The following is a 25,784-nucleotide window of genomic DNA, read 5'->3' on the forward strand; positions in this document are numbered from 1 at the left end:
AATTAAAGGAAAGAAAAATGAGTGAGAATTATACTATTAAAGCTTTGCAAAGAGATACTAAATTTAAAAGTGTTGGTCGTAAATTAAGAAATGAAGGTTACGCTTTAGCTACTCTTTATGGTAGAGAAAATCAATACTCTATTGCTGTAGAGTTGAAAGAATTTGTTAAAGTTTTTTCTTTAGCAGGTCAGCATGATATAATCACTTTAGATATACAAAATGATAAAACAAGAGAAGTATTGGTTAAAGATTATCAAATAGACGGTATCAAAAGAAGTATAAGACATATAGATTTTTACGAAATAGATAGAAATAAAAAAATCAAAACTTATGTTCCTATTCACATTGAAGGTACTCCTGAAGGTGTTCGCTTAGGCGGAGGTACTTTAGAGCAGGTTGAATACGGTTTGAATATCAAAGCTTTCCCAGGTTCTATACCTAGAGAATTAGTTGTTGATGTTAGCGAATTAAAAGTAGGTGATAGTTTGCATATTAGCGATATAAAATTCCCAGAAGGTGTTGATCCTGTTGGTGATGCATCTAAAGCTATTGTTACTGTTGTTACTACTCAAGATGATGACGCTAACAAAGGTGCAGCAGAAGCATAAAATATAGTTCTAGGATTACTACTATATGATGAAATTAGTAATGGGACTAGGCAACCCAGGAGAACAATATAAAAATCATAGACATAATGTCGGATATATGATTTTAGACAGAGTTGCTAAGAAACTTAATGTAGAACTTGACATTAAAAAGAAAAAGACAGTTTTTGGAAAAGGTAAGTCTGGTAAATTAGAGTATTTACTTCTTAAGCCGCAGACTTTTATGAATCTTTCTGGTGAAGCTGCTCTTTATATGGCAAGTTTTATGAAAATCACTGTTGAAAACATTATAGTTATATATGATGATATGGATATACCTATAGGTGAATTTAGAGTTATCCCTTCAAAAAATGATGATTCTGAAGCCGAAGTTGATGATGTTGAAATAGATCATAATGGTATAAAAAGCATAAAAGATTCTTTAAAAAGCTATAATTTTACTAAAATAGGTGTTGGTATAGGAGCATGTCCTGAAGATGAAGAGAAAGCTGATTTTCTTTTAGCTCCTTTTTCAAAAGATGAAAGAAAAAAAATCAGAGATATATCTGATGATGTTGTAGATGCTGCTTGTATTGCTTTATTTGAATCTCCTCAGGCTGCTAAAAAGAAATATCCATGATAACTAAATTAATTATTGGACTAGGAAATCCCGGAGATGAGTATAAAAACAATAGACATAATGTAGGTTTTATACTCATTGATAAAATAGCCGAAAATTTTAATATCAATTTTGATAATAATAAAAAGAAATCATTATATGCAAGAGCAAAAGAGAAGGATATAGAATATATACTTCTCAAGCCTCAGACTTTCATGAATCTTTCCGGCGAATCTGCAATTTTTATATCAAAATTCTTTAATATAAAACCAGAAGATATAATAGTTATATATGATGATATGGATATACCTTTTGGTACTTTTAAAATCAAAAAAGGCGGAAGTTCAGGCGGACATAATGGTATAAAAAGCCTTATTTCTCATTTACAAAGCGATGATTTTACAAGAATTAGAATAGGTATAGGAAGACCTAGTGCCGGTAAAAAAGTCAATGATTATGTGCTTTCCAATTTCAGTAAGAAAGAAAGAGAAGATTTAGATACTGTAATAGCAAATGATATAATAGATGCTGTTAAAATATCTTTATTTGAATCTCCTGTAATAGCTCAAAATAAATACAATAAAAAAATAGGTAAAGAAAATTCTGATAAAAGTAAAGGTAATAAAAATATGATTAAAATAGTAGCTAGAAATCCTGTAAGCAGCGAAAATAAATCAAAATTCATTGAAACAGCTAAAGAACTTATTGAAAAAAGCAGAAAAGAAAAAGGTTGTATTTCTTATAATTTATATGAAAGTGTAGACGGAAAATATCTTACTTTTATAGAAGAATGGAAAGATGAAAAAGCTATAGAAAGTCATAATAATTCAGAACATTTCAAAGCAATAGTTCCTAAATTGGGAGAATTAACTTCAGGCGATAAAGATGTTATTTTATACAAAGAAGTAAAATAATATTTAAATTTTTTATTTTATCTTAAATGCTGCAATAGTAAAATCATCATCAGGCGACATATATGAAAGATAATCATAAAAATCTTTTTCTATATTACTTATAATATTTTCAGCTTTATTATTCCTATTATTAAATAAAACCTTTTTAAATCTCTCTATACCATAAAAATCATATTTATTTTTTGATCTTGATGCTTCTGTTACTCCGTCAGTATAAAATATCAATATATCATCTTTTTTTATATTTATACTTTCTTCTTCATAATATGCCTGAGGGAAAAGCCCTATTATAGTACCGCCTTTATTGTATTCTTTTATTTGAGAATTTTCTAATACAAGCATAGGGGTATGTGAGGCATTAGAATATTTTACTACTTTATTTTTTAAATCTATTTCTGCCACTGTCATAGTAAGATAATAGTTTATAGGCAATATTTTAATTATATAATTATTAATATCATATATAAAAGAAGCTGGGGATTTGAATGATGCTGCAAAGTTCCTAAAAACAGTTTTAAACATAGCTGTTATAATAGCAGCCTCAACTCCATGTCCGCTAATATCCGAAATTATAAAAAGTATTCTGTCATCATCAAGATATATATAATCAAAAAAATCTCCACCTATAGTTTCAAGAGGTTTATATAATGATGCTGAATTTACTCTATCATTATTAGGCATTTTTTTGGGCATCATATTTTCCTGAAGTTTTCTTGCCTTTTTCATATCTTTTTTATATTGCTTTTTTATATCATCTAAAACATCATATCTGCCCAATATATAACTGTTTTTTTCTTTCAAATCTTTTATTGCTATTTGATAATCATTTATTATAGTGCTGTTAATCTTTGAGAATCTATATATTTTTCCGTCAGATGTTTTTTCTTCTACCTGTTTATAATCTTTAATAATATATAGGTTTATTAGGTTCTTATATAAAATAATGCCTGGTATAAAGAATAATATAAATAGTACAAATAAAAGTATAAAAGTAAATTTATTTTCATAATATGATATGCATGCTATATTGAGTAGTAAAAATAGTATGAGAAATACCATAGAAATAAATTTAAAAAGCATTAAAACACGTTCATTTTTCATATTAATTGTTTGTTTTGTATAAAAATAGCTACTTATTATATAGATTATAACAATAAAGATTATAGTTTGCAAATATTTTTAAAAAATAATAAGTATTGATATTGCAAAAATTATACATACTTTATACAATATATGTAATCAGTAATTATTAAATACTTTAATTTTTACATTTGTTCTCGAGTGCATAATAGCACTTAATTATATATTAAAAAACGGAGGAGTTATTATGATATTAAAACCAATAAAAAGCGAATTCAATCAGGATTTTCATGATTCTATTTGGAAAGCAAAAAATTATATAAGGGATCATTATGATGAATTAAAAAAACTTCCTAATGGTAAGCATTTACTAGACAAAGAAATTTGCGAAGGTGCTTTTATCAATGTTACAGAATATGATAATAAAGATAATCCGCCTTGGGAATCACATTTAAAATATGTTGATGTTCAGATAATATTTGAAGGATCTGAAGATTTTATAATAGCAAATACTTCTACATTGAAACCTAAAAGTTATGATGAAGCAAGTGATTATCATGATTGGGAAGGAGAAGGAACTGTTCGCTTAACTTTATCACAAGGAGAAATTTTAATACTTCTTCCTTATGATGCTCATAGAGTAGGACTTCCTCCAAAATCAGGTAAAAATCATGTTAAAAAAGCTATAGTTAAAGTTCCTTATAAAGGTTAATGATTAATAATCAATAATTGAAATATTAAAGACTGATGCTTATTTTAAGTGTCAGTCTTTTTTATATGTTAAATTGATATTGACAATAATTAAAATATATTGTATGCTATATATTAAAAATAAGGTAGGGCTTGTATCAGTTCGCTGATATTAGATTTCCGATAAACTTCGATAATATATATTAATAAATACGAAGACTGGCAGCCTATCCAGTAATTATATTTCAATAAAAGGGGAATTATATTCTATGAAAGTTATGGGAATAGTTGCTGGAAGACATAATGGAAACAGCGAAATTTTAGTGAAGCAAGCTTTAACAGCAGTAAAAGATGCAGGAGGAGAGGCTATACTTATCAATCTATTTGATTATAATATAAAGCCTTGTTCCGGATGTGAATCTTGTACTATAGCTATGGGAAAGATATTTAAAGAAGGCGGAGAGTATAAGGGATGCATTTACAAAGAAAAAGATGACATGGATAAGATAGTAAATGTAATGAATCAATGTCAGGGAATAATAGTTGGATGTCCTACTTATGATTTACTTCCTTCTTCTTTATATTTATCATTTGCTCAGAGATTTTTAGCTTATGAATTATCATTTAGAATACAAATAGGGCAGGTTAAAGAAGATCCACACACTGTAGCCGGACTTATAGGAGTAGGCGGTTCTAAACATGATTGGCAGACTATGAGTTTGGAAGGACTTGCTGCTACAATGTTTACTCAATCTATGACTGTTGTTGATATGTATTTAGCTGAAAGTGTTGGAAGACCTGGAAATGTTCTTATACATAAAGATTATTTGGACAGAGCTTATCAAATGGGCAACAATATAGTTGAAGCAATAAATACACCTGTTGAAGAGAGAAAATGGCTTGGAGATCCTAATTTGGGATTATGCCCTAGATGTCATTCCTCTTTAATATATCCGGGTGAAGAACATTGGGACGGAGTGAAGTTTAATTTTGAATGTGCTGTTTGCGGTGCAGGCGGAGATTTAGTTAAAGATGAAAATGGAAAATATAAATTCGTTCTTGCAGAAAATGGACTTATAAGAGATAGAAATATAAATGAAGCAAGAGCAGTACATTTGCAGGAGATAATACATACAAGGGATAATTTTATGTCAAGAAAATCTGAAATAGAAGAAGAATATAAAAGATTCAGAGAAATGAAATTTGATACTATAAAATAGCCGTTAATGAAACTTTTTCTTTAAATAAAAACAGCACTATGATTAAAATTAATAATCATAGTGCTTAATATTTTTAAATATTTAATAATTATTTATTATATTTTTCATCAGCTTTATAGCTAGTATGCAAGAAATGATGTGCTCTTTCTCCAAGAGGTTTTCCCAAGAATTCATCATAAAGCTTTTTAATATTTTCATTTTCATGAGAGCATCTATGTTTTACAGTGTTTTTATCTTCATTATATAAACCGCCTGCTCTTTCAATTCTCACTTCATTAGTAGGACCATAAGGCTGACCACCTCCTCCTACACATCCACCAGGACAAGCCATAACTTCTACAAAGTGATAAGGAGGATTTTCTCCTTTTTCTTTAGCAGCTCTTATCTCCTGCATTACAGGATCAACATTATGAAGTCCGTTCACAACTGCCACTCTTACTTCTTTATCTAATATTTTTATTGTTGCTCTTTTTACTCCATCTAATCCTCTTACATCTTCAAAATCAAGATTACTCATATTAGATCCAGCTATTATATTATAAGCAGTTCTTAAAGCAGCTTCCATAACACCGCCAGTAGCACCAAATATAGTACCAGCTCCGGAATATTCTCCTAATATACTGTCTGCTTCTTCAGGTTCTATTCCTGCAACATCTATACCATAGTGCTTAATCATTCTAGCAAACTCTCTTGTAGTAAGTACAACATCAACATCTTTATATCCGCTTGAATACATAGTTTCATTTTTTCTAATTTCGTTTTTCTTAGCAGTACAAGGCATTATAGATACATTGAATATATTAAAAGGATCAACATGAGCTTTGTCAGAATAATAAGTTTTAGCCATAGGAGCTAACATCATATGAGGAGATTTAGAAGTTGATATATTATCAAGTAAATCAGGATAATATTCTTCTGCATATTTTACCCAAGCAGGACAGCATGATGTAGTCATAACAGCAGTTCCATTGCTTTCAGTAAATCTTTTAACAAATTCATTTGCCTCTTCCATAATAGTTAAATCTGCACCGAAATTTGTATCAAATATAGCATTGAATCCCATCAAACGCATAGCAGCATAAATCTTACCTGTAATATTATCTCCTGGCTTAAGTCCAAAATATTCTCCTAAAGCAACCCTTACAGCAGGTGCCATTTGAACAGCAACATAAGTATCAGAATCATCTATAGCATCTTCAACTTCTCTAGTTTGGTCTTTTTCATATATAGCTGCAACTGGGCAGTGAGCAGCACATTGTCCGCAGTCTACACAAGGAGAATCCTTTAATGAAACAGCACCTGGGGCAAAATAAGTATCGAATCCTCTATTAACAAAACCTAAAGCATGTACTTTCTGCATTTCCTGACAAACAACAACGCATCTTCCGCATTTTATACATTTTTCAGGATTAAGAACTATACTTCCGGCAGATTCATCTCTAGGGTGATTTTGTTTTATATTGTCATATTTTGAGTTTCTAACACCGAAATCAGCAGCAGCTGTTTGAAGTTCGCATTCTCCGTTTCTTATACAGTTCAAACAATCATTTGGATGTGCGGATAATACTAATTCCAAAACTCCTTTTCTTACTGTGTTAATCTCAGAATCATGAGTGATAATATCCATTCCTTCTTCAACAATCATAGAACATGATCTTACATATTTATTTCCTTGATTAGCCAACTTTACTACACATATTCCGCATGCTGAAGTAGGCGGTATATCAGGGTGATAGCATAAAGATGGAATTTTTATTCCTAATTTTTTAGTGGCTTTTAAAATTGTAAGACCCTCTTCAACTTCAATTTGTTTACCATTTATTTTTATTTTAACCATTATCTATACTCCTTTTAATTTTTCTTTGGAACAGGAGGAGTAAATATTCCAGCTTTGTACTCTTCCTCAAAATGCTTTAATGTAGACATTACAGGGTTAGCAGCTGTAGAACCTAAAGCACATAATGAAGCATTTTTCATAGTTAGAGCAATATCTTTTAATTTTTGTATATCATCTTCTTTAGCTCTTCTCTTAGTAAATTTTTCTAATATTTTGAGCATTTGCATTCCGCCGACTCTGCAAGGCACGCATTTACCACAACTTTCATCAACACAGAATCCAAGATAGAATTTAGCAAAATCAACCATATTGCTGTCTTCATCAATAACAATCATACCGCCAGAACCCATCATAGAACCTAATTCAACCAAATTATCAAAATCTATATGAGTACCAAATAGAGATTCCGGTAATATACCTCCTGAAGGTCCGCCTGTCTGAACGCCTTTTGCAAATTTATCATTAGGTATTCCGCCTCCAATATCAAATACTATTTCTCTTATTGTTGTTCCCATAGGTACTTCCACAAGTCCTGATACATTTACATTACCTGTCAAAGCGAATACTTTAGTACCTTTTGAATTTTCTGTACCTATAGAAGCAAACCAATCGCCTCCATTATTTATGATAGCAGTTACATTTGCAAATGTTTCTACATTATTAATAACTGTAGGATGTTCAAATAAACCTTTTATTGCAGGGAAAGGAGGTCTAGGCCTTGGAGTTCCTCTGTTTCCTTCTATTGAAGCTAGAAGGGCAGTTTCCTCACCGCATACAAAAGCACCAGCACCAAGTCTTATATCTAAATCAAATGAGAAATCACTCCCTAATATGTTCTTTCCTAATAGTCCGCATTCATAGGCCTGTTTCAAAGCTATTTTAACCCTATTAACAGCAAGTCCGTATTCGGCTCTTATATATAGATATCCTTTATTTGCTCCTACAGTATATCCTGCTATAGTCATAGCTTCTATTACAGAATGAGGATCTCCTTCAAGTATACTTCTGTCCATATAAGCTCCAGGATCTCCTTCATCAGCATTACATACTATGTATTTTTGATCATCTTTTACTGATTTTGTGAAGCTCCATTTCTTCCAAGTAGGGAAACCGGCACCTCCTCGACCTCTAAGTTCTGAAGTCTGCATTTCCTTTATAACATCATCAGGAGTCATTTCAAATAATACTTTAGATAAAGCTTTATAACCGTCATTTCCTATATATTCGTCTATATTTTCAGGATCTATAATTCCGCAGTTTTTTAATACTATTCTTCTTTGCTTTTGATAGAAGTTAATTTCTTTAGAGAAATCTCTATGTTCTCTTTGTTCTTTATATAGTATTTTTAATAATAATTCGCCTTTCATTATATGTTTTTCTATGATATCCTGGGCATGTTCAGGTCCAACATGAGTATAAAAAACTCTTCCGGGCATAATCTTAACAACAGGACCCTGACTACAGAAACCAAAACAACCTGTCTTTACTACTAATACATCATCAGAAATACCATTTTTTTCTGCATATTCTCTTAATAATCTTACAATCTCATCACTTTTACCTGATTCACAAGCTGTTCCTCCGCATACAAGTATATGAAATTTATGAGCTGTAGATGATTCTCTGCCCTTCCTTAAACCTATCTCCCTTTCTTTATTAATTCTATATTCTTCTAGTTTTTTCCTATCTAATTTTTCTGCCATTTTTATACTCCATTAGTCTTTATTTAGCTTCTTCATCTTTGATAAATTTTGATATATCATCAACTACTACTCTTCCTGAAACTTCATCATTAAAAGTTATTACAGGTGCTAATCCGCAGCAGCCTATACATCTTACTTCTTCCAACTTGTATTTTCTATCAGCTGAATATTTTTGATCGCCTTTTAAATTTAATTTTCTTTTTATTTCTTCTACTAACTGTCCGCCACCTTTTAAATAGCAAGCAGTACCCATACAAACACCTATATTATTTTCAGCAGGCGGTTCTAATGTGAAATAATTATAAAATGTAAGAATTTCATAAATTCTAGCAAGCGGTATATTTATCTCTTCTGATACGTATTTTGCAACATTTCTAGGAACATAACCGTAATGTTTTTGAATTCCATGACAAATCATAATAAGATTTCCTTCTGAATCTTTCCACTCTTCAACTAGTGATTTAATTTCATCAGCAATCTCCTCCTGTGTTAATAGAGAAACATCTTCACTCATTATATACCTCCATTGATACAATAAAATTAAAATTACACTTATTATAGTATAGGAAAAATATATTTGAATTCAACAAAAATATCATATTTATGTATGTTTTTATATACATATTTTTGATGGATTTGTTGTATAATACTATTATCGGGTATTTTATATAATTTAAGTATTGTAAATTTGTTCTTATTTAGAGCAATAAGTATTCAGTTTTTTAAGTATTTTTATTAATTTTGTCTTTTTCCTGATGCGTATTCAAGCATATTAATATCCAAAATTTCTCTGTGAGGTTTTAGAAGAGATTTTTCATACTGACATTTCCATTGTACATTTTCAAATATGCTCTGTATAGTATCGCCGCTTTTTATAATATCGCCTTTATCAAATATATAGGCTGCTATATTCAAAGCATGAGATATAACATCATTAGCATTTAAACCATGGAAATGGTATTGTATATCAGGTAATCCTATGGCATACATTCCTAAAGTGTCTACTATAATATCATTAGAATCCTGAACATTGAAAAGTCTTATATTTACTCCTGAAAGCATGAATCTGAAATCTTTAGGGTAAGTATTATTTAGTATTTGCTCTGGTAAAAGGAGTTTACCGCTTTGTTCATTATATACTGCTATACAATTATCAAAAAGCTGTAATGCTGTATAAAGCCAATTATTAAGCAGAGTTGTTCTATCTTTATAATCAAGTCCAGCTGCTAGAAAATCACTAAGCATTATTTCATAATTACAGTTTTTTATAACTTCTTTAGCTTCTTTTATATCCCACATTTGACTATAATAATAATCGCTTATTGAAGTATAATCGAATTCCATAGCACTAGGCATCAAAATTTGTGCTGGTACTTCCTTTTCATCTTTATATTTTACTTTTAAATCATTTATAGCTATGCTGTAAATGCCATTATCTGATGATATAATTTCTATATCATTATAATATTTTCTTATTTTCTGTTTAATTAATTCTATATTAGGCAGCTCTGGTTTTTCTTCAAATAAAAGTTTGTAAAAATATACATGTGAGAAATTAGCCTCATCATGATTTACTATTTTATGATTAGTATTTGGATTAACTTCTTTTTTATCTTTCATATTTTAAAAACTCCTATAAAGATAAATATTACTATATTTTTTAATAAAAGCAATTTATTATTATATAAGTTTATATCTTTTAATACTATTAAACATTAAAAATTAAAAATGATAAAATAATAGCGATAATATAGAGTATAATCTATTTTATCGCTATTAATAATAAAAAATAATTAATTACTGTTTTACTGGAACTAAGTATGTAAAGTCAAACTGCAAACTTTGATCGTATCTTATTCCTATTTCATTTTTTTCATTTAAGAATAATCCATTAACTAAAGAAAGCCCTAATACTATACCATTATCAAATACGAAGTCTTTCTTTAAATTAAGTCCGAAATAGAAAGGCACTCTATAGAAAGGGTCTCCTTCAACGCTTATAAACTTATGCTTTTTGTCTATATACCAGCCTGAAACAAATATGATAGGCTCTATTTCAAACCAAGTCATAACAGGTATTGTACCTCTTAAGAAAAGTCCATGACCGAATACTCCAGGCTCATTATCTCTATCAGCTAAGTTATAAGAAGCCATATAAAGTATAGATAAATAATAACTATTAATACCTATAGCTCCGACATAGTTTTCTGTAATTGCAGGACTTCCAGGAACAAAAGCATATTCATGTCCACCATTATGCCAATAGTGTATAGCAGCATATGGGGTTGCTATATCATGGGCAAAATCCATGGCATAAGTAATACCAACATCAAATCTTTCTCTATGTTTAGCATTATGTTGTATTTGCCAGTTCATATATACTTCTCCTTTTCCGCCTTTAAACCATTCAAAAGAAGCTCCATATTCATAATAACCATGTGTGAAAGGTTCATTATATTTATATTCTTCTGGACCTTTTGCTATTAATGTATTATCTGGTGTAGATCTTACAACTGGAGTCATATCCATTAAAGGATCTCTTATAGGTGAAGGTAAATTATGTCCGCCTGTCATAGTACCTATTCTAAGAGAAATATATTCATTTGATAATTGTGTTGTAACTACAGGGAATACTCTTATACCTTGAGGAAATTCAAATGTGAATGGAAAAAATACTGAAGCTCCTACTCTCAAAGTGATAAGATCATTGAATTTTATATCAAAAGCTCCTTCGGTAAAATTTTCAAAGTATGTCAATGTAGTCCTTGTATCCGGCCATAAAGTATTTTCTCCATTATATGCATAAGAACTTGTAAATAATCTGAAATCTACTTTTACATCAGCATATATATTTGATATAAATACTATAAAGATAAAACAAAAAGAAAAGAAATGTTTCATAACTAACCCTTATTTTTAATGAAATATTATATTTTTCTGAATTATATAATATGAAAGTTCATTATAACATAGTTAACATAAAATTACAATTATGATAACTATATACAAATTGCTTATGCAGAAAAGATTTGGGGTGGCTGGGATTAGTGTTAATGCTTATGAAGAAAAGGTTACTTATTATTAGTTTTTTTATGAATATGTCTGTTATCTAAACAAAATTTAATAAATTTATGCATATTTGAAATATTTTTTACTTTTAAAAGTTTTTTATAAAATTCTTCTATTTGCTTAATATCACTTTCTATATCTTGTTTAGTAATTGGAAATATTTTTATATAATTTTTTTTATCTTTTTTGTTTTTTATAGCATTTTTATCAATAATTTCAGCCTTAATCAATACATCTTCTAAATTTGTAATATTATATATTGGTAGTATATAATCATAAGCCCAATAATTTTTAAACATATTTTTATTTATAAAGTTATCTTTTTCTTCATCATTATTACAGTCATCTGTATCCATTATTATAAAAATTTTAAAATCTTTGTCTATTATTGTTTTATGATTTTTTATTTCTAAATAGTCATTATATGTATTCTTAAAATTATCCAATGTATTAATATCTTTACCGTTTAATCTTTTCATTACACTAGATATTTGTATAGAATGTTTTCCATTATTTTTGGATATTATGTCAATATTATTTAATCTTAATTTATTTTTTATAAAATTACACATTTGTAATTCTGATTTTCCATGAACAATAACTATAGCTTTAAGATAATTTCCTATGTATGACATATAGTTATTCCTCCAATATATCTTTAAAATTTATATTAGAAACAATTGGAATACCATAATATATTCCTTTCATATATCTTTTTCTAAAGTTTATATTTGGATGTTCCTTTTCATAATCTGTTATAGGAACTAGTATTTTTTTTCCTTCACTGTCTATATTGAATATATATATACATTCTTTTTTTATATCTGACTCTAAAATAGTTGTATTATGAGTTGTTAATATAAATTGTCCTTTAATATCAACAAATAATGATTTTAGTATTGATGCTGTTAAAATATCATGTATACCGCTGTCTAATTCATCTATTGCTACTACATTATTTTTTTTCATAGATGATATTATTAATGGAAATAATCTGAGCAATTTTTGTGTACCTGTTGATTCTAATTTAAAGTCTATATCTATGATTTTTCCATATATTTGTTTTTTTATAAATAAATTATAATGAAGTTTATCATCTTTTTCTTCTGTTCTATAATATACTTTTTTTATATCACTATATATGGATGTAAAAAAGTTATTTAATATTTTTTCTGTATGATTAAGTTTTTCTTTTTCATTTATTTTTATAGAACTATTATCCATAATAGAAATAAATTTTTTATCTATACTTATTTTTCCTTTTTCTATATTACTTCCATTTTTTATATGTATAGACATAGATGAAAAATATTTAATTACTTCAAATATGTTATTATTTATATTTTTTGATATGTATTTTTTTGATTTATCTTCCTGTTCAAATAAAAGAATAGATAAAAAAGAATGCTTGCCCCAAAATTTATCTACTAAATCTTTTATTTCATTTAAATATTTATCAGATTTAAATAATGATGTATTTATGTAATTATCTTTATTTGATAATTCAAAATATTTTGTTTTATTTTTATCTAAAACATATTCTAATTTTTCTTTTACAATACTCTCATTATCAGTTTCAATATAATATACTCCATTTTTACCATTTAATTTAAAACCAAATTCTAAAACCATATTATCTTTAGAACCTATTGTTTTACTTTTTTCTATTATAGTGTCTAAATTTTTAAAATTATCTTTTAATACCTTATTAAAAAAGAATTCTAATTCCTTTTTATCATCAGAAGTTTCTGACATAAATTCATCTACGGCTGTTTTATATATTTTAGTATTTAAAGTGTCAAATAAAGTAAAGAAAGAGTCTATGAAATTACTTTTACCAGCTCCATTTTCTCCATAAATTATAATCATTTTTTTGGGATTATTTTTTGATGATGTTAAATCTACCTCAAAATCAACCAATGATTTATAATTTTTAAGTTTTACATAAGTAAACATTGTATTTTAACCTTTATTTTATTAATTTTTATTACATTTTATCATAAAATTAACAAAAAACAATCATAAATAATAATTACTCTTTACAATAACAAGTTTTATATTATAATTAATTCATTATTTTTATTAATGGGAGCTTTATAATGATTAAAAGAGCATTAATATCTGTATTCTATAAAGATGGAATATTAGACTTTGCCAAGTTTTTAACTTCAAAGAATGTGGAAATAGTTTCTACAGGCGGAACTTATAAATATTTAAAAGAAAATAATATACCTGTGATAGAGGTTGCTGAAGTTACAGGGGCTAAAGAAATGCTTGATGGAAGAGTAAAAACTTTAGATCCAAAAATACATGGTGCAATTCTAGCTATAAGAGATAATCCTGTTCATATGGAAACTATTAAAGAGAGAGGAATAACTCCTATAGATATGGTAATAGTTAATCTTTATCCTTTCTTTGAAAAAGTACAAGATGATAATTTGAAATTTGAAGAAAAGATTGAGTTTATTGATATAGGCGGTCCTACTATGCTTCGTTCTGCTGCTAAGTCTTTCAAAGATGTTGTGGTTATAAGCGATGTTAAAGATTATGATTTAGTAAAAAGCGAAATGGAAAAAGGCGAAGTTAGCTTTGAAACAAAAAAATATTTAGCTTCTAAAGTATTCAATTTAACTTCTGCTTATGATGCTGCTGTTTCTGAATTTATGTTTAATTCATTAGAAAGTAAGGAAGGCAAAAAACTTAATTATTTGAATATGTCTTATGCATTACAGGAAGAATTAAGATACGGAGAAAATCCTCATCAGGGAGCAAGCTATTATATTTCTACTACAGATAAAGGATCTATGAAAGATTTTGAACAATTAAATGGAAAAGAGCTTTCATTTAATAATATCAGAGATATGGATATAGCTTTGAAAATAGTATTAGAATTTGATGAAGCTAAAAAAGAATATGCTTGTTCTGCTATAAAACATTCTACTCCTTGCGGTGCTGCTTTAGGAAGCAGTGTATTAGAAGCTTATAATAGAACTTATGAATGCGATCCTACTTCTATATTCGGCGGAATAGTAGCTTTCAATAGCACAGTAGATGAGGCAACTGCAAAAGAACTCATAAAAATATTCTTGGAAATTGTTATTGCTAAAGACTTTACTCCTGAAGCTTTAGAAGTATTAAAAAGCAAAAAGAATTTAAGAGTTATAAAATATAAAACTAATACTAATGATAAAATTAATCTTGTTAAAGTTGACGGCGGATTACTTGTACAAGATGAAGACAATACTTTAATAGAAGATTATAAAGTTGTAACAGAGAAAAAACCTACTGAAGAAGAAATGAAGAATTTAATATTCGGAATGAAGGTTGTAAAATATGCTAAATCAAATGCTATAGTAGTAATAAAAGACTTTATGGCTAAAGGTATAGGAAGCGGACAGACCAACAGAATTTGGGCTTGCGAAGATGCTTTAGAGAGAGCAGGCGATGGGGTAGTTATGGCATCTGATGCTTTCTTCCCATTCAGAGATGTTGTTGATGCTTGTGCTAAATACAATATTAAAGCTATAATTCAGCCTGGTGGTTCTATGAGAGATCAGGAATCAATAGATGCTTGTAATGAACATGGTATTGCTATGGTATTTACTGGTATAAGACATTTTAAACATTAATTATTTTTATAATTGATAATAAAATAAAAGTGAAGCTAATTTTCATTAGCTTCACTTTTTTATATATTAAAATTTTTAATAAAGGTAAAAAGATGTTTTTTACTTATTTTAAATACGATGAAAGCTGAAAATATCCTGCATGAGTAAGATTATTAATATTTGTAAATCCCAATTTATACATACGCATACAAGCTGTACCAGAACGGCTTCCGCTTGCACAATAAACTATATACTCTTTGTTTTTATCTAATTTTGACATTTTCTCATTGAATTTAGAATCATCTAAAGGAATATTGACACTGTTTTTTATGTATCCGCTTTGCTGAACTTCCATATAACTTCTTACATCTATTAAACCTATATTTTTATTATTCTTATAGATTGAAACAGCATCATTTACATTTATGTTTTTAAATTTACCTTTGCTTCTTATATTGAATATTATTTTTCTCACGGCACTTAATATTATAAATGTTAATATAAGACCTATTATTAAAGTTAAAGTATTATTCATTTTATAAATACCCCCTGTATGTATAATAAATATTATAGCATACAGAGAAGTAAATTGCAATTAATTTATTTAAACTTATAGAAATAAATTTTATACATTATGGAAATCATCTAAATTATAAGCATCATTCCAAAATCTATATTCCCATATAAAAGCTATATCAAAAACAGCTATCATTTTTTCTTTTACAACATCAGAGGCATTATCATATAAATTATCAAGGATTTTAATCATATATTCGGTTGCTTTAGAGAACTCTTCGTCTGCATAAGTATCAATCCATTTTTTATATGGATTATTTTCAACTTCTGCATTTGCTTTTATGTATTTACCCAATTCGTTATATATCCAAAAACAAGGAAGTATAGATGATGCAGCAGTTTCAAAGGCTTCAGTATGAGCAGTATTAATAAGAAAACTTGTATATCCTAAATTAGCAGTTGTGATTTTATTTGTATTTTCAAATTTGAAAGTATCTCTGAAATATTTATGTACAATTTCTTCTTCTACTATATAAGAGTTTATAGATGATTTCAAAAAAACTAATGCATAATCAACATTGTGTATTTTTGAAGAAATTATAGCTAAAGCTTTAGAATAATATTTCAAATATAAACTATCTTGTTCTATATAGTATGCAAATTTTTTCTTGTCTAAACTTCCATCCATAAGTTCTTTATTAAAATTTGTATTTATTATTTTATTGTATAGATCTTGATTTCTTTTCCACACCATTTCTGAAAATTTCATTTTATTTCTCCTATCATTATTATTAAATGTTACTATTTTATCATTTAAATATTATTTTTTAAATATCATTCTTCTAAATAAGCATAATTAAATTTATATCTTCCCAAAGGCTCATCAACATAATTTTTTAATTTAGGATTAACTATTAAAAAATCTGTTCTATATATAAATGGTATAATAGGAACTTCATCAAATAGTATTGATTCAGCTTCTTTCAAAGCTTCCATTCTTTTTTGTGCATTTGTGGCAGTAGTAGCAAACTCTATTAAAGAATCATATCTGGCATTTGAAAATTCTCCGTAATTTATATCGCTGTAGCTAGTCATAATTTGAAGCATTGTAAGTGGGTCATTATAATCACCTGTCCAGCTTGTTCTAGCCATTTGATAATTTCCGGATTCTCTGAAAGGCAAAGTAATTTTTGATTCCTCTGTTCTCACTATTACATCTATATTGAGAGTGTTTTTCCACATCTGTTGAATAGCTTCCAAAACTGTAGTATAAAAACCAGATGAAACTTTTACTTCAAGCATAGGAAAATTTTCACCATTAGGATATCCTGCTTCGACTAATAATTTTTTTGCTTCTTCTACATTATTACTATAATTATTAGCTATTATATAGTTACTGCTTTCATCTCTAAAGGATTTTTCAAGTCCTTTTACCACAGGAGGAACAAATGCCTCTGCAGGTATTAATTTACCATATCCTATATTTGATACTATATAGTTTCTGTCTATTGCAAGAGATAATGCTTTTCTTACTCTTTTATCTGATAATGCTTTATCTTTATTGTTTAAATCCAAATAATAAACTCCTATAATATCGCTTACAGCCATTAAGTTTTCTTTTATCAAATTTTCTATCTCTCCAATAGGAGGTGCATTTATTGAGAAATCAACATCTCCAGTTCTTACAGCATTAAGTGATATATATTCATCAGCTATTAAAACAAAATTAATTCTTTTAGCTACTTGATTAGTATAATTCCAATAATTAGTATTTATTTCAAAAGCAAGCAATTCATCAGGCTTCCTTTCTACCATTTTGTATGCACCATTTCCAATATAAGTTTCAGGATTCCAAGTCCAATCATCACCGTATTTTTCTATTATATCCTTTCTTACTGGCATATAAACTCCTCCGGAAGCTAATATATCAGTAAAGTATAGGGTAGGTGCTTCAAGTTCTATTGTGAGAGTATTTTCATCTATAGCATTTACTCCGAGATTTTCTATTGGCTGTTTGCCTCTTATTATATCTTTTGCATTTTTTATATATTCCATTAAATAGCTTAAAGGTGATGCCGTTTTTGGATCAACGGCTCTTCTATAAGAATATACAAAATCATCAGCTGTAACTTTTTTTCCATCGCTCCATTTTGCATTATCTCTTAAATGAAATGTGTATGTAAGACTGTCATCGCTTATTTCCCATTTATCTGCAACACCTCCTACAATGTTTCCATTTAAATCTTTATTGAGTAGTCCCTCGAATGCATGATTAATATAAATATATCCGTATGTTTCATCATTCAAAGCGGGGTCTATAGTATTAAGTTCATAGCCCAAATTCACAGTGATTTCATCTTTGATATTTTTTATTTGTTTTTTACATGATATAAAAAATACAAATAAAATTAATAGAATAATAAATTTTTGTTTTGAAGTCATAAAAAGCTCCTTAAATTAAAATATAAAAGCGAGATTTTTATAACGCCGTTTGTCTTGTTTTATTGAATTTTATTTTAGTCTTGTTTATTGTAGATAATATAATTTAATAAAACAAGACCAACTTTAGAAAAGGTCTCATTTTATTAAATGTATAAAGAAAATAATAAAAGAGATAATTCCCTACGCTGGCATTACCCAAACAGGTTATAAGGGTCGAAGTTTTAATAATTTATGAAATTATGTAAACTTCCTCTCAGCCTTTTCAAGCTCCCCGATTGTGAGAAATGATATAATATTTTTATTTTTATATCAAGAACTCAATTATGCAATTTTAAAAAAAATGATATTATTGTAATTATATTAATATGTAAATTTAAATGTTTTTTAATTGTAGAAAATATAATGATAGAAATAAGCAAATGGGTATTAAATAAATAATACCCATTTTTAATTAGTTTGAGAATAAAAATTTATTTATGGTTAATTTTTAATATGTCAATAAGTTCTTTTATTAAGTTTTTTTCACTTATTGCAGTCATTAAATGATCCTGAGCATGTATAAAAAGTAAGTTTATTACAAAACTTTCACCATTAGCTTCTTTTGATATTAAATCAGTTTGGTATTGATGAGACTCTAGTAATAATTTATCAGCTTCCTGCATTTTTTTATCAGATTCTTCAAATTTATTTTCTTTAGCAAGTCTTAAAGCCTCATAAGCTAAACTCTTACTTTCTCCAGCTAATGCTATAATAGGAAATACATTTTCTTCCATAAATGTTTCATAATCTTGTGTCATAAGTAATAAACTCCGTAAAATTATTCTCTTATAATAAATCTTTTAGCCGGACTTATATAGTCTAGCAGAAATAAATATTCATCTTTAATTCTGCCTACTATATTAGTTCTTCCGGTATTTTTTAAATCTTTCAAAGCTATCTGCATTTCTCCAGTATAACTTCCATATTCTGATGAGTCTATTAATATATCGCCTCTTTTTATATCTGAAACAGCATTAAATAGTTTGAAATTATGTCCCTTATATTTTGCCCTTGTATCTGAAGATCTTATAACATCAGCAGAAGCATCTAATCTGTTTTGATGAAGCATATCCAATACTATACTTTTTTCTTCTTTGGGAATCGAGTTAACTAATTCTGCTTTAAAAGTTATTAATCTTTTATCCATATTATATAATGTTTTTAAAGTATTTTCATCTGCATAACAGTTAGCAATGAATACACAATCAACACCAAGAGCAAATAATTCCATAGCCTGCACATCTATAGGCATATTTCTATGTTCTTCTAATGTGCAAATACCATCACTTACAGGCCAAGGTCCAAAAGTAGCTTCTTTTGCATTAACAAATGCCGATGAACTTATAGAATATTTTTTAAAACGTTTCATACTGCTTTTAAAAAGTGTTCTGTCTAGTCCTGTATATGCATGAGGATAGAAATTATAACAGCCTATCAAATTATCTGTATTAGGATAATATTTCATTATGTTGTCAAGATAATTTGTATCATTGCTCATATTTAATTCTATTTTTAAATCGTATTCATTGTATGTCATTAAACTTTCTTCATTACCTGTAAAGCCTAAATCTAATCTTACAGCCCAAGCTCCCAATTTATGAAAAAAGTCAAGATTTTTATAATCTATATCTAAATGTTTGAATACAGCCGGAGATATATCTAAAGTAGTTTTTATACCCTTTTCTTTGGCATAATTTATAATATCTGAAAATTCATTTATTATTTCATCTTTAGATCTGTCTACTGAAAGTAGGCACATAAAACATCTAGTAAATCCATATTTAGAAGCTAAATCTATATAAGATTTATTATCTTCCATTTTTGAGTGAAAAGGGTAAATAGATATTCCTAACTCTTTCATCTATAATATTTCTCCTGTTGTATCTTTTATATTATTTTTTTATTATTTATTATCTTGTAAAGTTTTAGCATAAGCATTTATAAAAGGAGTGTATATTAAGTATGATAAGAATACTAAACATAAACTTAAAATCATAGCAGGAATATTGAAATTTGAAGCTATCAAAGCACCTAATGGTCCTGGTGTTGTCCATGGAATAAGAGCTATAATTTTTCCTACAATACCCACTTTTAAAACCGTATAAGCTATTATAGCATTGATTATTGGCACACATATAAAAGGGATAAAAAGTATAGGATTCATAATAATAGGTGTGCCAAACATAATAGGTTCATTTATATTGAATAATCCTGGTATTATGGAAATTTTTCCTATAGATTTCAAATGTTCATTTTTACTTAATGCCATAGATATTGCCAAACCTAATGTAGCACCTGCTCCTCCTATATATACATAAACATTAAAGAATTCACCTGCTACTATTTTAGGTAAAGCCTCTCCTGCCTGTAAAGCCGCCTGGTTCAAAGCTAAATTTGATAATGTTACTATACTGATTATAGCATTGATCACATTAGCACCATGTATACCTACAAACCATAATATATGTATAATTAAAAGAAGTATTATTACCAACACTAAACTATCTGATTTTGATAATAAAGGAGACATTATATTATCTATCAAATTAGAAGTTAACATAGTCATATTTTTCTGTATTATTATATTTATGATTTGGAATAATATTCCCACAACAGCTATAGGTATTATTATTTCAAATGATTTTGCTATTGCAGGAGGTACAGAATCAGGAAGTTTTATAGTTATTTTTTTACTTACTAAGAATCTATAAATTTCTATTGATATTATTCCACCTATTATTGCCGAGAATATTCCCTTAGCATCTAAAAATCTTGCATCTAGTACATTTATATTGCTTCCTGCTTCTGCTAAAAATATATTAGTAAAATCTCCAGCAACAGATAATGTATTAGCTTTAACTGATATAAGTAAAAAAGCAAATAAAGATAAGAAACCTCCTGTAACACTGCTTAAACTGTAAGATCCCGCCAAAGAATATCCAATACCATAAGCTACAAACAATGATAATAATCCCATACTTACATTGAATATTTGAATGAAATGCCCTGAAAATGTAGTACTGAAATTATCATACCAAGACATATATATAAAGCTATTTTCATTTTTAAGAGGTAAGTTAAATATTAAAAGTATGAAAGATCCTACTATTAAAAATGGTGTAACATAATCAAATGAATCTTTTATAGATTTAAGATATCTGTTATTGGATAATTTAGCTGCAATTGGAGTTATTTTATTTTCTATATAATTAATAATTCTATCATTCATAATATATTCTTAATATGTAATTGTGTATTTGAAAATTATAATGTCAAGTTTAAAGCAAAGTCTAATATTTTAGCTCCATCCATTTTTCCATAATCTTTAAAATCTATAACATCTAAAGGTTTTCCTTTAGCATTAGCTTTTTTAACCAATTCATCTTTTAGGTATTTAACTTGAGGACCTAATAAAAATATATCATAACTGTCTGCTAATTCTTCAAATCTTGAAACGCTTGCAGCTTCTATTTCAGCATCAATATTGTCGGCTTTAGCTTTATCCTGCATCTTTTTGACTATCATACTGGTAGACATTCCAGCAGAACATAAAAGTAAAATCTTTTTCATTTTTTACTCCTTTTCTATTTTTATGTTAAAGATAATGTTTTTAAAAAATAACTCAAACAATAAAATTGCAGTATTAATATGGTAATTTATTAGCTTTTTCTTTTTATTAAAAAGTATATAATAAAAACAAAAATGACAAATAAAAGTTATATTTATGAATGTTAAGTATATAAAAGAAATATTATCATCGTTGTCGGCCGATTCATATATAACTGCTGAAGCCTTATCAAAACAATTAAATGTCAGCGAAAAAACAATTAGAACAAAAGTTAAAGAAATTAATTATGAATTGCAGAAACTTAATATAAAGATAGAATCTAAACCAAGATATGGATATAAATTGATATGCGATAACTATGATAATTTTAAATCTATAGATTTAATATCAAATATTAATAATGATATGGATTATAGAATTAAGATAATTTTCAAATATTTAATAGAATTAGATAGCGAATATATAAAATCTGATGATATATGCGATTCTTTGGATATATCTAAAACTACTTTAACAAATATATTAAAGATTATGGAGTATAATTTAAAATATCATAATCTTAAACTTGAAAGAAGACCTAATTACGGAATTAAATTGATAGGTAATGAATTTGATATAAGAAATTTTATAATATGCAATTATTTAAATGATTTCTTATATGAAAATAATATGAATGAAAAATTAATAGGAATAATTATAAATTTCCTTAATAAATATGAAATAAAATTTTCAGAAATTAATTTAGAAAATTTTATTCAGTACATCAATGTTTCAATAAATAGAATAAAGAATAATAAATTTATATGTGATTGTGAAAATGATATTGTTAAAGATATAGCTGAAGAAATAAGATTATCAGAAGAATTAATAAATCAGATACAAAATGAAATTGATATAGAGTTTAATGATACTGAAATTCTATTTATAGCCATACATATAGCTTCGAAGAATTTATTTTCTATTAATGAAAATTATAATTCTGTGATACAGGATAAATTTTCAGATATAATTGATAAAATGCTTGATATGGTTTATAAGAATTTAAAAATAGATTTAAGGAATAATTTCAATTTGATACTTCTTTTAAATCAGCATATGATACCTTTGGATATAAGGATAAGGTATAATATATTTCAAAAAAATCCTATGCTTAATGATATAAAAAATAATTATAGTCTTTCATTTTTATTAGCTTCAGAAAGTGCTGCAATATTGAAAGATTATTATAATAAAGATATATCAGAAGATGAAATAGGATATTTAGCATTATTGTTTCAAATAGGATTAGAAGAAACGGTAGAAAGCATAAATAAAATGAATATATTAATAGTATGCGGAAGTGGTAAAACAACTTCAAATTTACTTGTTACAAAATACAGAAAAGAATTTAATGATTATATAGAAAATATCTATGCGGCGGATTTAATAGGATTAAAGGAGTTTGATTTTTCTAAAGTGGATTATGTTTTTTCTACTGTTCCTATTAATTTGAAACTTCCTGTTCCAATAGTTTATATAAGTAATTTTTTAAAAAGCGATGATATTATTAATGTTAAAAATACATTTGAATCTTTAAATAGAAATATTATTTTAGACTATTATAAAGAAGAAATGTTTACAACTGATATAAAAGGAGATACTAAAGAAGAAATAATAAAAAATATATGTGAAGAGATAAAAAAATATAAAAGTATACCTGATAATTTTTATGAATTGGTTATGAAAAGGGAACAATTAGCAGAAACTGATATTGGTAATTTAGTAGCAATACCTCACCCTATAGAGGTTGTTACAAAAGATACATTTGTTTATGTTGCGGTATTAGATAAGCCTATATTATGGCAGAAGAATAATGTTCAGGTAGTATTTTTAATTTCTGTATCGAATAACAATGATGATTTGAAAAATTTTTATGAATACACTATTAATTTTCTTCTCAATGAAAATAGTGTGAAAAAGTTAATAGAGAATAAAACTTTTGAGAATCTAATTTTCCTTATTAAAAGTAATTCAGAATAAAACGAGGTTTTTATGACAGAGTTTAAATATACTATTAATAATATAAGTAATATACATGCCAGACCTTTAAGCGAACTTGCAAAAATAGCTAAAGACAGTAATTGTGAAGTGTCAGTAAAAAAAGGTGAAAATTTGAAAGACTTGAAAAAGATTATAGGGCTTATACAGTTAAAATTGAAAGTAGGGGATGAAGTGGATGTAATTATCAATGGTAATGATGATGATTTAGAGAATACTGCAAAAGAAAATATATATAATTTTTTTAAGCTGAATTTTTGATTAACATAATATTTTTATATTATATCACATTTTTATACTAGCTTTTTTATATAATTCATATTACAATTAGTAGTTTTATAAGTTATAAATGTATATTTTATTATGAGTTATGTTAAATGCTATTTAATTCCAGAGATTTTTTAATATTTTTTCCTATAACATTGATTTTATATTGGATATTTCCAAAAAAATTAAGATATATTTGTCTTTTTATAGCAAGTTATATATTTTATATGTTTTGGAATCCTAAGTATGCATTGTTAATGGGTACTTCTACTATTGTAACTTTTTTAAGCGGTATATTAATAGAAAAATTAAAATATAAAAGAATAGTAGTGGCATTTAGTTTTATAATCAATATTGCTATACTTGTATTCTTTAAATATTTTGATTTTCTTCTATTAAATATAAATATGCTTTTATCAGCATTAAATATACAATTAATAGAGAAGCCTTTTGATATTATTTTGCCTGTAGGAATATCATTTTATACATTTCAGGCATTAAGTTATACTATAGATGTTTACAGAGGTGAAATAAAGTCAGAAAAAAATATTATTAAATATGCCTTGTTTGTATCATTCTTTCCTCAGTTAGTTGCAGGCCCAATAGAACGTTCAAAACATTTGCTAGGTCAAATACAGAACATGGATAAGATAAAAAGATTCGATTATCATAGAATAACAGAAGGGCTTATTTTAATGCTTTTCGGTTATTTTCAGAAAATGGTAATAGCGGATAGAGCTTCTATATTGGTAGATACTGTATTTAATAGATATTATATTTATAATACTACAGAATTAGCATTGTCAGCTATTCTTTTTGCTGTGCAGATATACTGTGATTTTGCAAGCTATTCTCTTATAGCAATAGGAACTGCCAAAGTTATGGGTATAGATTTAATGGAGAACTTTAATACTCCATATTTTGCAAGAAGCATAAAGGAGTTTTGGGGCAGATGGCATATATCTTTATCAACTTGGTTTAGAGATTATCTTTATATACCTTTGGGCGGAAATAGATGCTCAAAAATAAGAAGAAGTTTTAATATATTAGTAACATTTTTAGTAAGTGGACTTTGGCATGGAGCTAATTTTACTTTTATAGCTTGGGGTGCTATTCATGGGATATGCTATTTAATAGAAGATATTACATCAAAATTCAGAAATAATGTTTTAAATAAATTGGGTGTAAAAGTACAAAGTTTTAGTTTTAAATTTCTTGAAGTGATTATTACATTTATAATAGTAGATTTAGCTTGGATATTTTTCAGAGCAGAAACTATACATGACGCTTTTTACTATATACAGAGAATGTTCACTAAAATAGATTTATGGCGTTTATTTGACGGTTCATTGTACAAATTAGGATTGGACAATTTTGAAATGAATATACTTATAATATCTTTGATAGTGCTTTTTTTAGTTGATTTGATAAAATATATAAAGAAAGAAACTATATATGAATTTTTAAAAAATCAATGTTTGTATTTCAGATGGGCTGTAATATTTTTCTTATTATTCTTCATTATAATATATGGAAAATACGGTGCAGGTTTTGACCCTAAACAATTTATATATTTCCAATTTTAGGAGTT

At 27.1% G+C, this 25,784-nt stretch carries 24 protein-coding genes and 1 riboswitch; of the genes, 9 read left to right on the forward strand and 15 right to left on the reverse strand.

All coding sequences use genetic code 11. The features are described from left to right. Positions 1–17 precede the first annotated feature (17 nt). From BINT_RS03575 to pth (BINT_RS03585), 3 genes are read left to right on the forward strand one after another with little or no spacing between them, the layout of a single operon-like run. Positions 18–608, forward strand: a complete 591-nt coding sequence (locus tag BINT_RS03575) for a 50S ribosomal protein L25 (protein WP_014487189.1) — start codon at positions 18–20, stop codon at positions 606–608. 25 nt (positions 609–633) lie between these two features. Beyond that, positions 634–1,224 carry an aminoacyl-tRNA hydrolase gene (pth, locus tag BINT_RS03580; protein ID WP_014487190.1) on the forward strand — a complete coding sequence of 197 codons (591 nt, stop codon included), beginning with the start codon at positions 634–636 and terminating at the stop codon, positions 1,222–1,224. Continuing rightward, positions 1,221–2,117 carry an aminoacyl-tRNA hydrolase gene (gene pth / locus BINT_RS03585; protein ID WP_014487191.1) on the forward strand — a complete coding sequence of 299 codons (897 nt, stop codon included), beginning with the start codon at positions 1,221–1,223 and terminating at the stop codon, positions 2,115–2,117. Before pth (BINT_RS03580) ends, pth (BINT_RS03585) begins: the two co-directional genes overlap by 4 nt. A 12-nt stretch (positions 2,118–2,129) precedes the next feature. On the opposite strand, the gene BINT_RS03590 is transcribed toward pth (BINT_RS03585), so the two are convergent. Next, complete coding sequence (locus BINT_RS03590; protein ID WP_014487192.1) at positions 2,130–3,218, reverse strand: PP2C family protein-serine/threonine phosphatase; 1,089 nt, start codon at positions 3,216–3,218, stop codon at positions 2,130–2,132. A gap of 226 nt (positions 3,219–3,444) precedes the next feature. Here BINT_RS03590 and BINT_RS03595 point away from each other — a divergent pair, with 226 nt between their 5' ends. Continuing rightward, a complete protein-coding gene (locus tag BINT_RS03595) occupies positions 3,445–3,909 on the forward strand; it encodes a YhcH/YjgK/YiaL family protein (protein ID WP_014487193.1) in 465 nt (154 codons plus the stop codon). Between the two features lie 247 nt (positions 3,910–4,156). After that, positions 4,157–5,107, forward strand: coding sequence for a flavodoxin family protein (locus BINT_RS03600; protein WP_014487194.1), 951 nt, complete (start codon positions 4,157–4,159; stop codon positions 5,105–5,107). 88 nt (positions 5,108–5,195) lie between these two features. Here BINT_RS03600 and BINT_RS03605 read toward each other — a convergent pair whose 3' ends face one another. From BINT_RS03605 to BINT_RS03635, 7 genes are all read right to left on the reverse strand, one after another. Then, the gene (locus BINT_RS03605) at positions 5,196–6,944 is read right to left on the reverse strand and encodes an NADH-dependent [FeFe] hydrogenase, group A6 (RefSeq protein WP_014487195.1); all 1,749 of its coding nucleotides are present in this window, start codon (positions 6,942–6,944) and stop codon (positions 5,196–5,198) included. A gap of 14 nt (positions 6,945–6,958) precedes the next feature. Next, on the reverse strand, positions 6,959–8,647 hold the full coding sequence (locus BINT_RS03610) for a NuoF family protein (protein ID WP_014487196.1): 1,689 nt from the start codon (positions 8,645–8,647) through the stop codon (positions 6,959–6,961). A 19-nt stretch (positions 8,648–8,666) separates the two neighbouring features. Beyond that, on the reverse strand, positions 8,667–9,161 hold the full coding sequence (locus BINT_RS03615) for an NADH-quinone oxidoreductase subunit NuoE family protein (protein WP_014487197.1): 495 nt from the start codon (positions 9,159–9,161) through the stop codon (positions 8,667–8,669). A gap of 221 nt (positions 9,162–9,382) precedes the next feature. After that, positions 9,383–10,267 (reverse strand): DUF4261 domain-containing protein, encoded by an 885-nt coding sequence (locus tag BINT_RS03620; protein WP_014487198.1) that lies wholly within the window; start codon positions 10,265–10,267, stop codon positions 9,383–9,385. A 177-nt stretch (positions 10,268–10,444) separates the two neighbouring features. Further along, on the reverse strand, positions 10,445–11,548 hold the full coding sequence (locus BINT_RS03625) for a hypothetical protein (protein ID WP_014487199.1): 1,104 nt from the start codon (positions 11,546–11,548) through the stop codon (positions 10,445–10,447). Between the two features lie 170 nt (positions 11,549–11,718). Beyond that, positions 11,719–12,351 carry a hypothetical protein gene (locus tag BINT_RS03630; RefSeq protein WP_014487200.1) on the reverse strand — a complete coding sequence of 211 codons (633 nt, stop codon included), beginning with the start codon at positions 12,349–12,351 and terminating at the stop codon, positions 11,719–11,721. 4 nt (positions 12,352–12,355) lie between these two features. Continuing rightward, positions 12,356–13,672, reverse strand: a complete 1,317-nt coding sequence (locus BINT_RS03635; protein WP_014487201.1) for an AAA family ATPase — start codon at positions 13,670–13,672, stop codon at positions 12,356–12,358. Positions 13,673–13,815: 143 nt separating this feature from the next. Here BINT_RS03635 and purH point away from each other — a divergent pair, with 143 nt between their 5' ends. Next, positions 13,816–15,345: a bifunctional phosphoribosylaminoimidazolecarboxamide formyltransferase/IMP cyclohydrolase gene (gene purH / locus BINT_RS03640; RefSeq protein ID WP_014487202.1), complete on the forward strand. Its 1,530-nt coding sequence runs from the start codon at positions 13,816–13,818 to the stop codon at positions 15,343–15,345. Positions 15,346–15,448: 103 nt separating this feature from the next. On the opposite strand, the gene BINT_RS03645 is transcribed toward purH, so the two are convergent. The 7 genes from BINT_RS03645 to BINT_RS03675 all read right to left on the reverse strand — a co-directional run bounded on the left by BINT_RS03645 (position 15,449) and on the right by BINT_RS03675 (position 21,891). Further along, positions 15,449–15,859: a rhodanese-like domain-containing protein gene (locus tag BINT_RS03645; RefSeq protein ID WP_014487203.1), complete on the reverse strand. Its 411-nt coding sequence runs from the start codon at positions 15,857–15,859 to the stop codon at positions 15,449–15,451. A 90-nt stretch (positions 15,860–15,949) separates the two neighbouring features. After that, entirely contained in the window at positions 15,950–16,609 is a 660-nt protein-coding gene (locus BINT_RS03650) for a TenA family protein (protein WP_014487204.1), read from the reverse strand. 65 nt (positions 16,610–16,674) lie between these two features. Next, entirely contained in the window at positions 16,675–18,282 is a 1,608-nt protein-coding gene (locus tag BINT_RS03655) for a peptide ABC transporter substrate-binding protein (RefSeq protein WP_014487205.1), read from the reverse strand. 160 nt (positions 18,283–18,442) lie between these two features. Then, positions 18,443–18,566, reverse strand: a riboswitch (TPP riboswitch). A 186-nt stretch (positions 18,567–18,752) separates the two neighbouring features. Continuing rightward, complete coding sequence (locus BINT_RS03660) at positions 18,753–19,079, reverse strand: PTS lactose/cellobiose transporter subunit IIA (RefSeq protein WP_014487206.1); 327 nt, start codon at positions 19,077–19,079, stop codon at positions 18,753–18,755. 20 nt (positions 19,080–19,099) lie between these two features. Next, positions 19,100–20,182 carry a DUF871 domain-containing protein gene (locus BINT_RS03665; protein ID WP_014487207.1) on the reverse strand — a complete coding sequence of 361 codons (1,083 nt, stop codon included), beginning with the start codon at positions 20,180–20,182 and terminating at the stop codon, positions 19,100–19,102. Positions 20,183–20,224: 42 nt separating this feature from the next. Next, positions 20,225–21,550: a PTS sugar transporter subunit IIC gene (locus BINT_RS03670; protein ID WP_014487208.1), complete on the reverse strand. Its 1,326-nt coding sequence runs from the start codon at positions 21,548–21,550 to the stop codon at positions 20,225–20,227. 35 nt (positions 21,551–21,585) lie between these two features. Beyond that, positions 21,586–21,891: a PTS sugar transporter subunit IIB gene (locus BINT_RS03675; protein WP_014487209.1), complete on the reverse strand. Its 306-nt coding sequence runs from the start codon at positions 21,889–21,891 to the stop codon at positions 21,586–21,588. A gap of 154 nt (positions 21,892–22,045) precedes the next feature. On the opposite strand from BINT_RS03675, the gene BINT_RS03680 reads away from it, so the two are divergent. The 3 genes from BINT_RS03680 (at position 22,046) to BINT_RS03690 (ending at position 25,779) form a co-directional block, all read left to right on the forward strand. Then, positions 22,046–23,908 (forward strand): BglG family transcription antiterminator, encoded by a 1,863-nt coding sequence (locus BINT_RS03680; RefSeq protein ID WP_014487210.1) that lies wholly within the window; start codon positions 22,046–22,048, stop codon positions 23,906–23,908. Between the two features lie 12 nt (positions 23,909–23,920). Next, on the forward strand, positions 23,921–24,187 hold the full coding sequence (locus BINT_RS03685; RefSeq protein ID WP_014487211.1) for an HPr family phosphocarrier protein: 267 nt from the start codon (positions 23,921–23,923) through the stop codon (positions 24,185–24,187). 116 nt (positions 24,188–24,303) lie between these two features. Beyond that, positions 24,304–25,779, forward strand: a complete 1,476-nt coding sequence (locus BINT_RS03690) for an MBOAT family O-acyltransferase (protein ID WP_041177222.1) — start codon at positions 24,304–24,306, stop codon at positions 25,777–25,779. The last annotated feature ends 5 nt before the right edge of the window (positions 25,780–25,784 follow it).

It is taken from the genome of Brachyspira intermedia PWS/A, assembly GCF_000223215.1.
Classification (GTDB): domain Bacteria; phylum Spirochaetota; class Brachyspiria; order Brachyspirales; family Brachyspiraceae; genus Brachyspira; species Brachyspira intermedia.

Coding starts and splice junctions, on each gene's coding strand:
- BINT_RS03575 (WP_014487189.1), top strand. CDS start 18: ATGAGTGAGAATTATACTATTAAAGCTTTGCAAAGAGATACTAAATTT.
- pth (WP_014487190.1), top strand. CDS start 634: ATGATGAAATTAGTAATGGGACTAGGCAACCCAGGAGAACAATATAAA.
- pth (WP_014487191.1), top strand. CDS start 1,221: ATGATAACTAAATTAATTATTGGACTAGGAAATCCCGGAGATGAGTAT.
- BINT_RS03590 (WP_014487192.1), bottom strand. CDS start 3,218: ATGAAAAATGAACGTGTTTTAATGCTTTTTAAATTTATTTCTATGGTA.
- BINT_RS03595 (WP_014487193.1), top strand. CDS start 3,445: ATGATATTAAAACCAATAAAAAGCGAATTCAATCAGGATTTTCATGAT.
- BINT_RS03600 (WP_014487194.1), top strand. CDS start 4,157: ATGAAAGTTATGGGAATAGTTGCTGGAAGACATAATGGAAACAGCGAA.
- BINT_RS03605 (WP_014487195.1), bottom strand. CDS start 6,944: ATGGTTAAAATAAAAATAAATGGTAAACAAATTGAAGTTGAAGAGGGT.
- BINT_RS03610 (WP_014487196.1), bottom strand. CDS start 8,647: ATGGCAGAAAAATTAGATAGGAAAAAACTAGAAGAATATAGAATTAAT.
- BINT_RS03615 (WP_014487197.1), bottom strand. CDS start 9,161: ATGAGTGAAGATGTTTCTCTATTAACACAGGAGGAGATTGCTGATGAA.
- BINT_RS03620 (WP_014487198.1), bottom strand. CDS start 10,267: ATGAAAGATAAAAAAGAAGTTAATCCAAATACTAATCATAAAATAGTA.
- BINT_RS03625 (WP_014487199.1), bottom strand. CDS start 11,548: ATGAAACATTTCTTTTCTTTTTGTTTTATCTTTATAGTATTTATATCA.
- BINT_RS03630 (WP_014487200.1), bottom strand. CDS start 12,351: ATGTCATACATAGGAAATTATCTTAAAGCTATAGTTATTGTTCATGGA.
- BINT_RS03635 (WP_014487201.1), bottom strand. CDS start 13,672: ATGTTTACTTATGTAAAACTTAAAAATTATAAATCATTGGTTGATTTT.
- purH (WP_014487202.1), top strand. CDS start 13,816: ATGATTAAAAGAGCATTAATATCTGTATTCTATAAAGATGGAATATTA.
- BINT_RS03645 (WP_014487203.1), bottom strand. CDS start 15,859: ATGAATAATACTTTAACTTTAATAATAGGTCTTATATTAACATTTATA.
- BINT_RS03650 (WP_014487204.1), bottom strand. CDS start 16,609: ATGAAATTTTCAGAAATGGTGTGGAAAAGAAATCAAGATCTATACAAT.
- BINT_RS03655 (WP_014487205.1), bottom strand. CDS start 18,282: ATGACTTCAAAACAAAAATTTATTATTCTATTAATTTTATTTGTATTT.
- BINT_RS03660 (WP_014487206.1), bottom strand. CDS start 19,079: ATGACACAAGATTATGAAACATTTATGGAAGAAAATGTATTTCCTATT.
- BINT_RS03665 (WP_014487207.1), bottom strand. CDS start 20,182: ATGAAAGAGTTAGGAATATCTATTTACCCTTTTCACTCAAAAATGGAA.
- BINT_RS03670 (WP_014487208.1), bottom strand. CDS start 21,550: ATGAATGATAGAATTATTAATTATATAGAAAATAAAATAACTCCAATT.
- BINT_RS03675 (WP_014487209.1), bottom strand. CDS start 21,891: ATGAAAAAGATTTTACTTTTATGTTCTGCTGGAATGTCTACCAGTATG.
- BINT_RS03680 (WP_014487210.1), top strand. CDS start 22,046: ATGAATGTTAAGTATATAAAAGAAATATTATCATCGTTGTCGGCCGAT.
- BINT_RS03685 (WP_014487211.1), top strand. CDS start 23,921: ATGACAGAGTTTAAATATACTATTAATAATATAAGTAATATACATGCC.
- BINT_RS03690 (WP_041177222.1), top strand. CDS start 24,304: ATGCTATTTAATTCCAGAGATTTTTTAATATTTTTTCCTATAACATTG.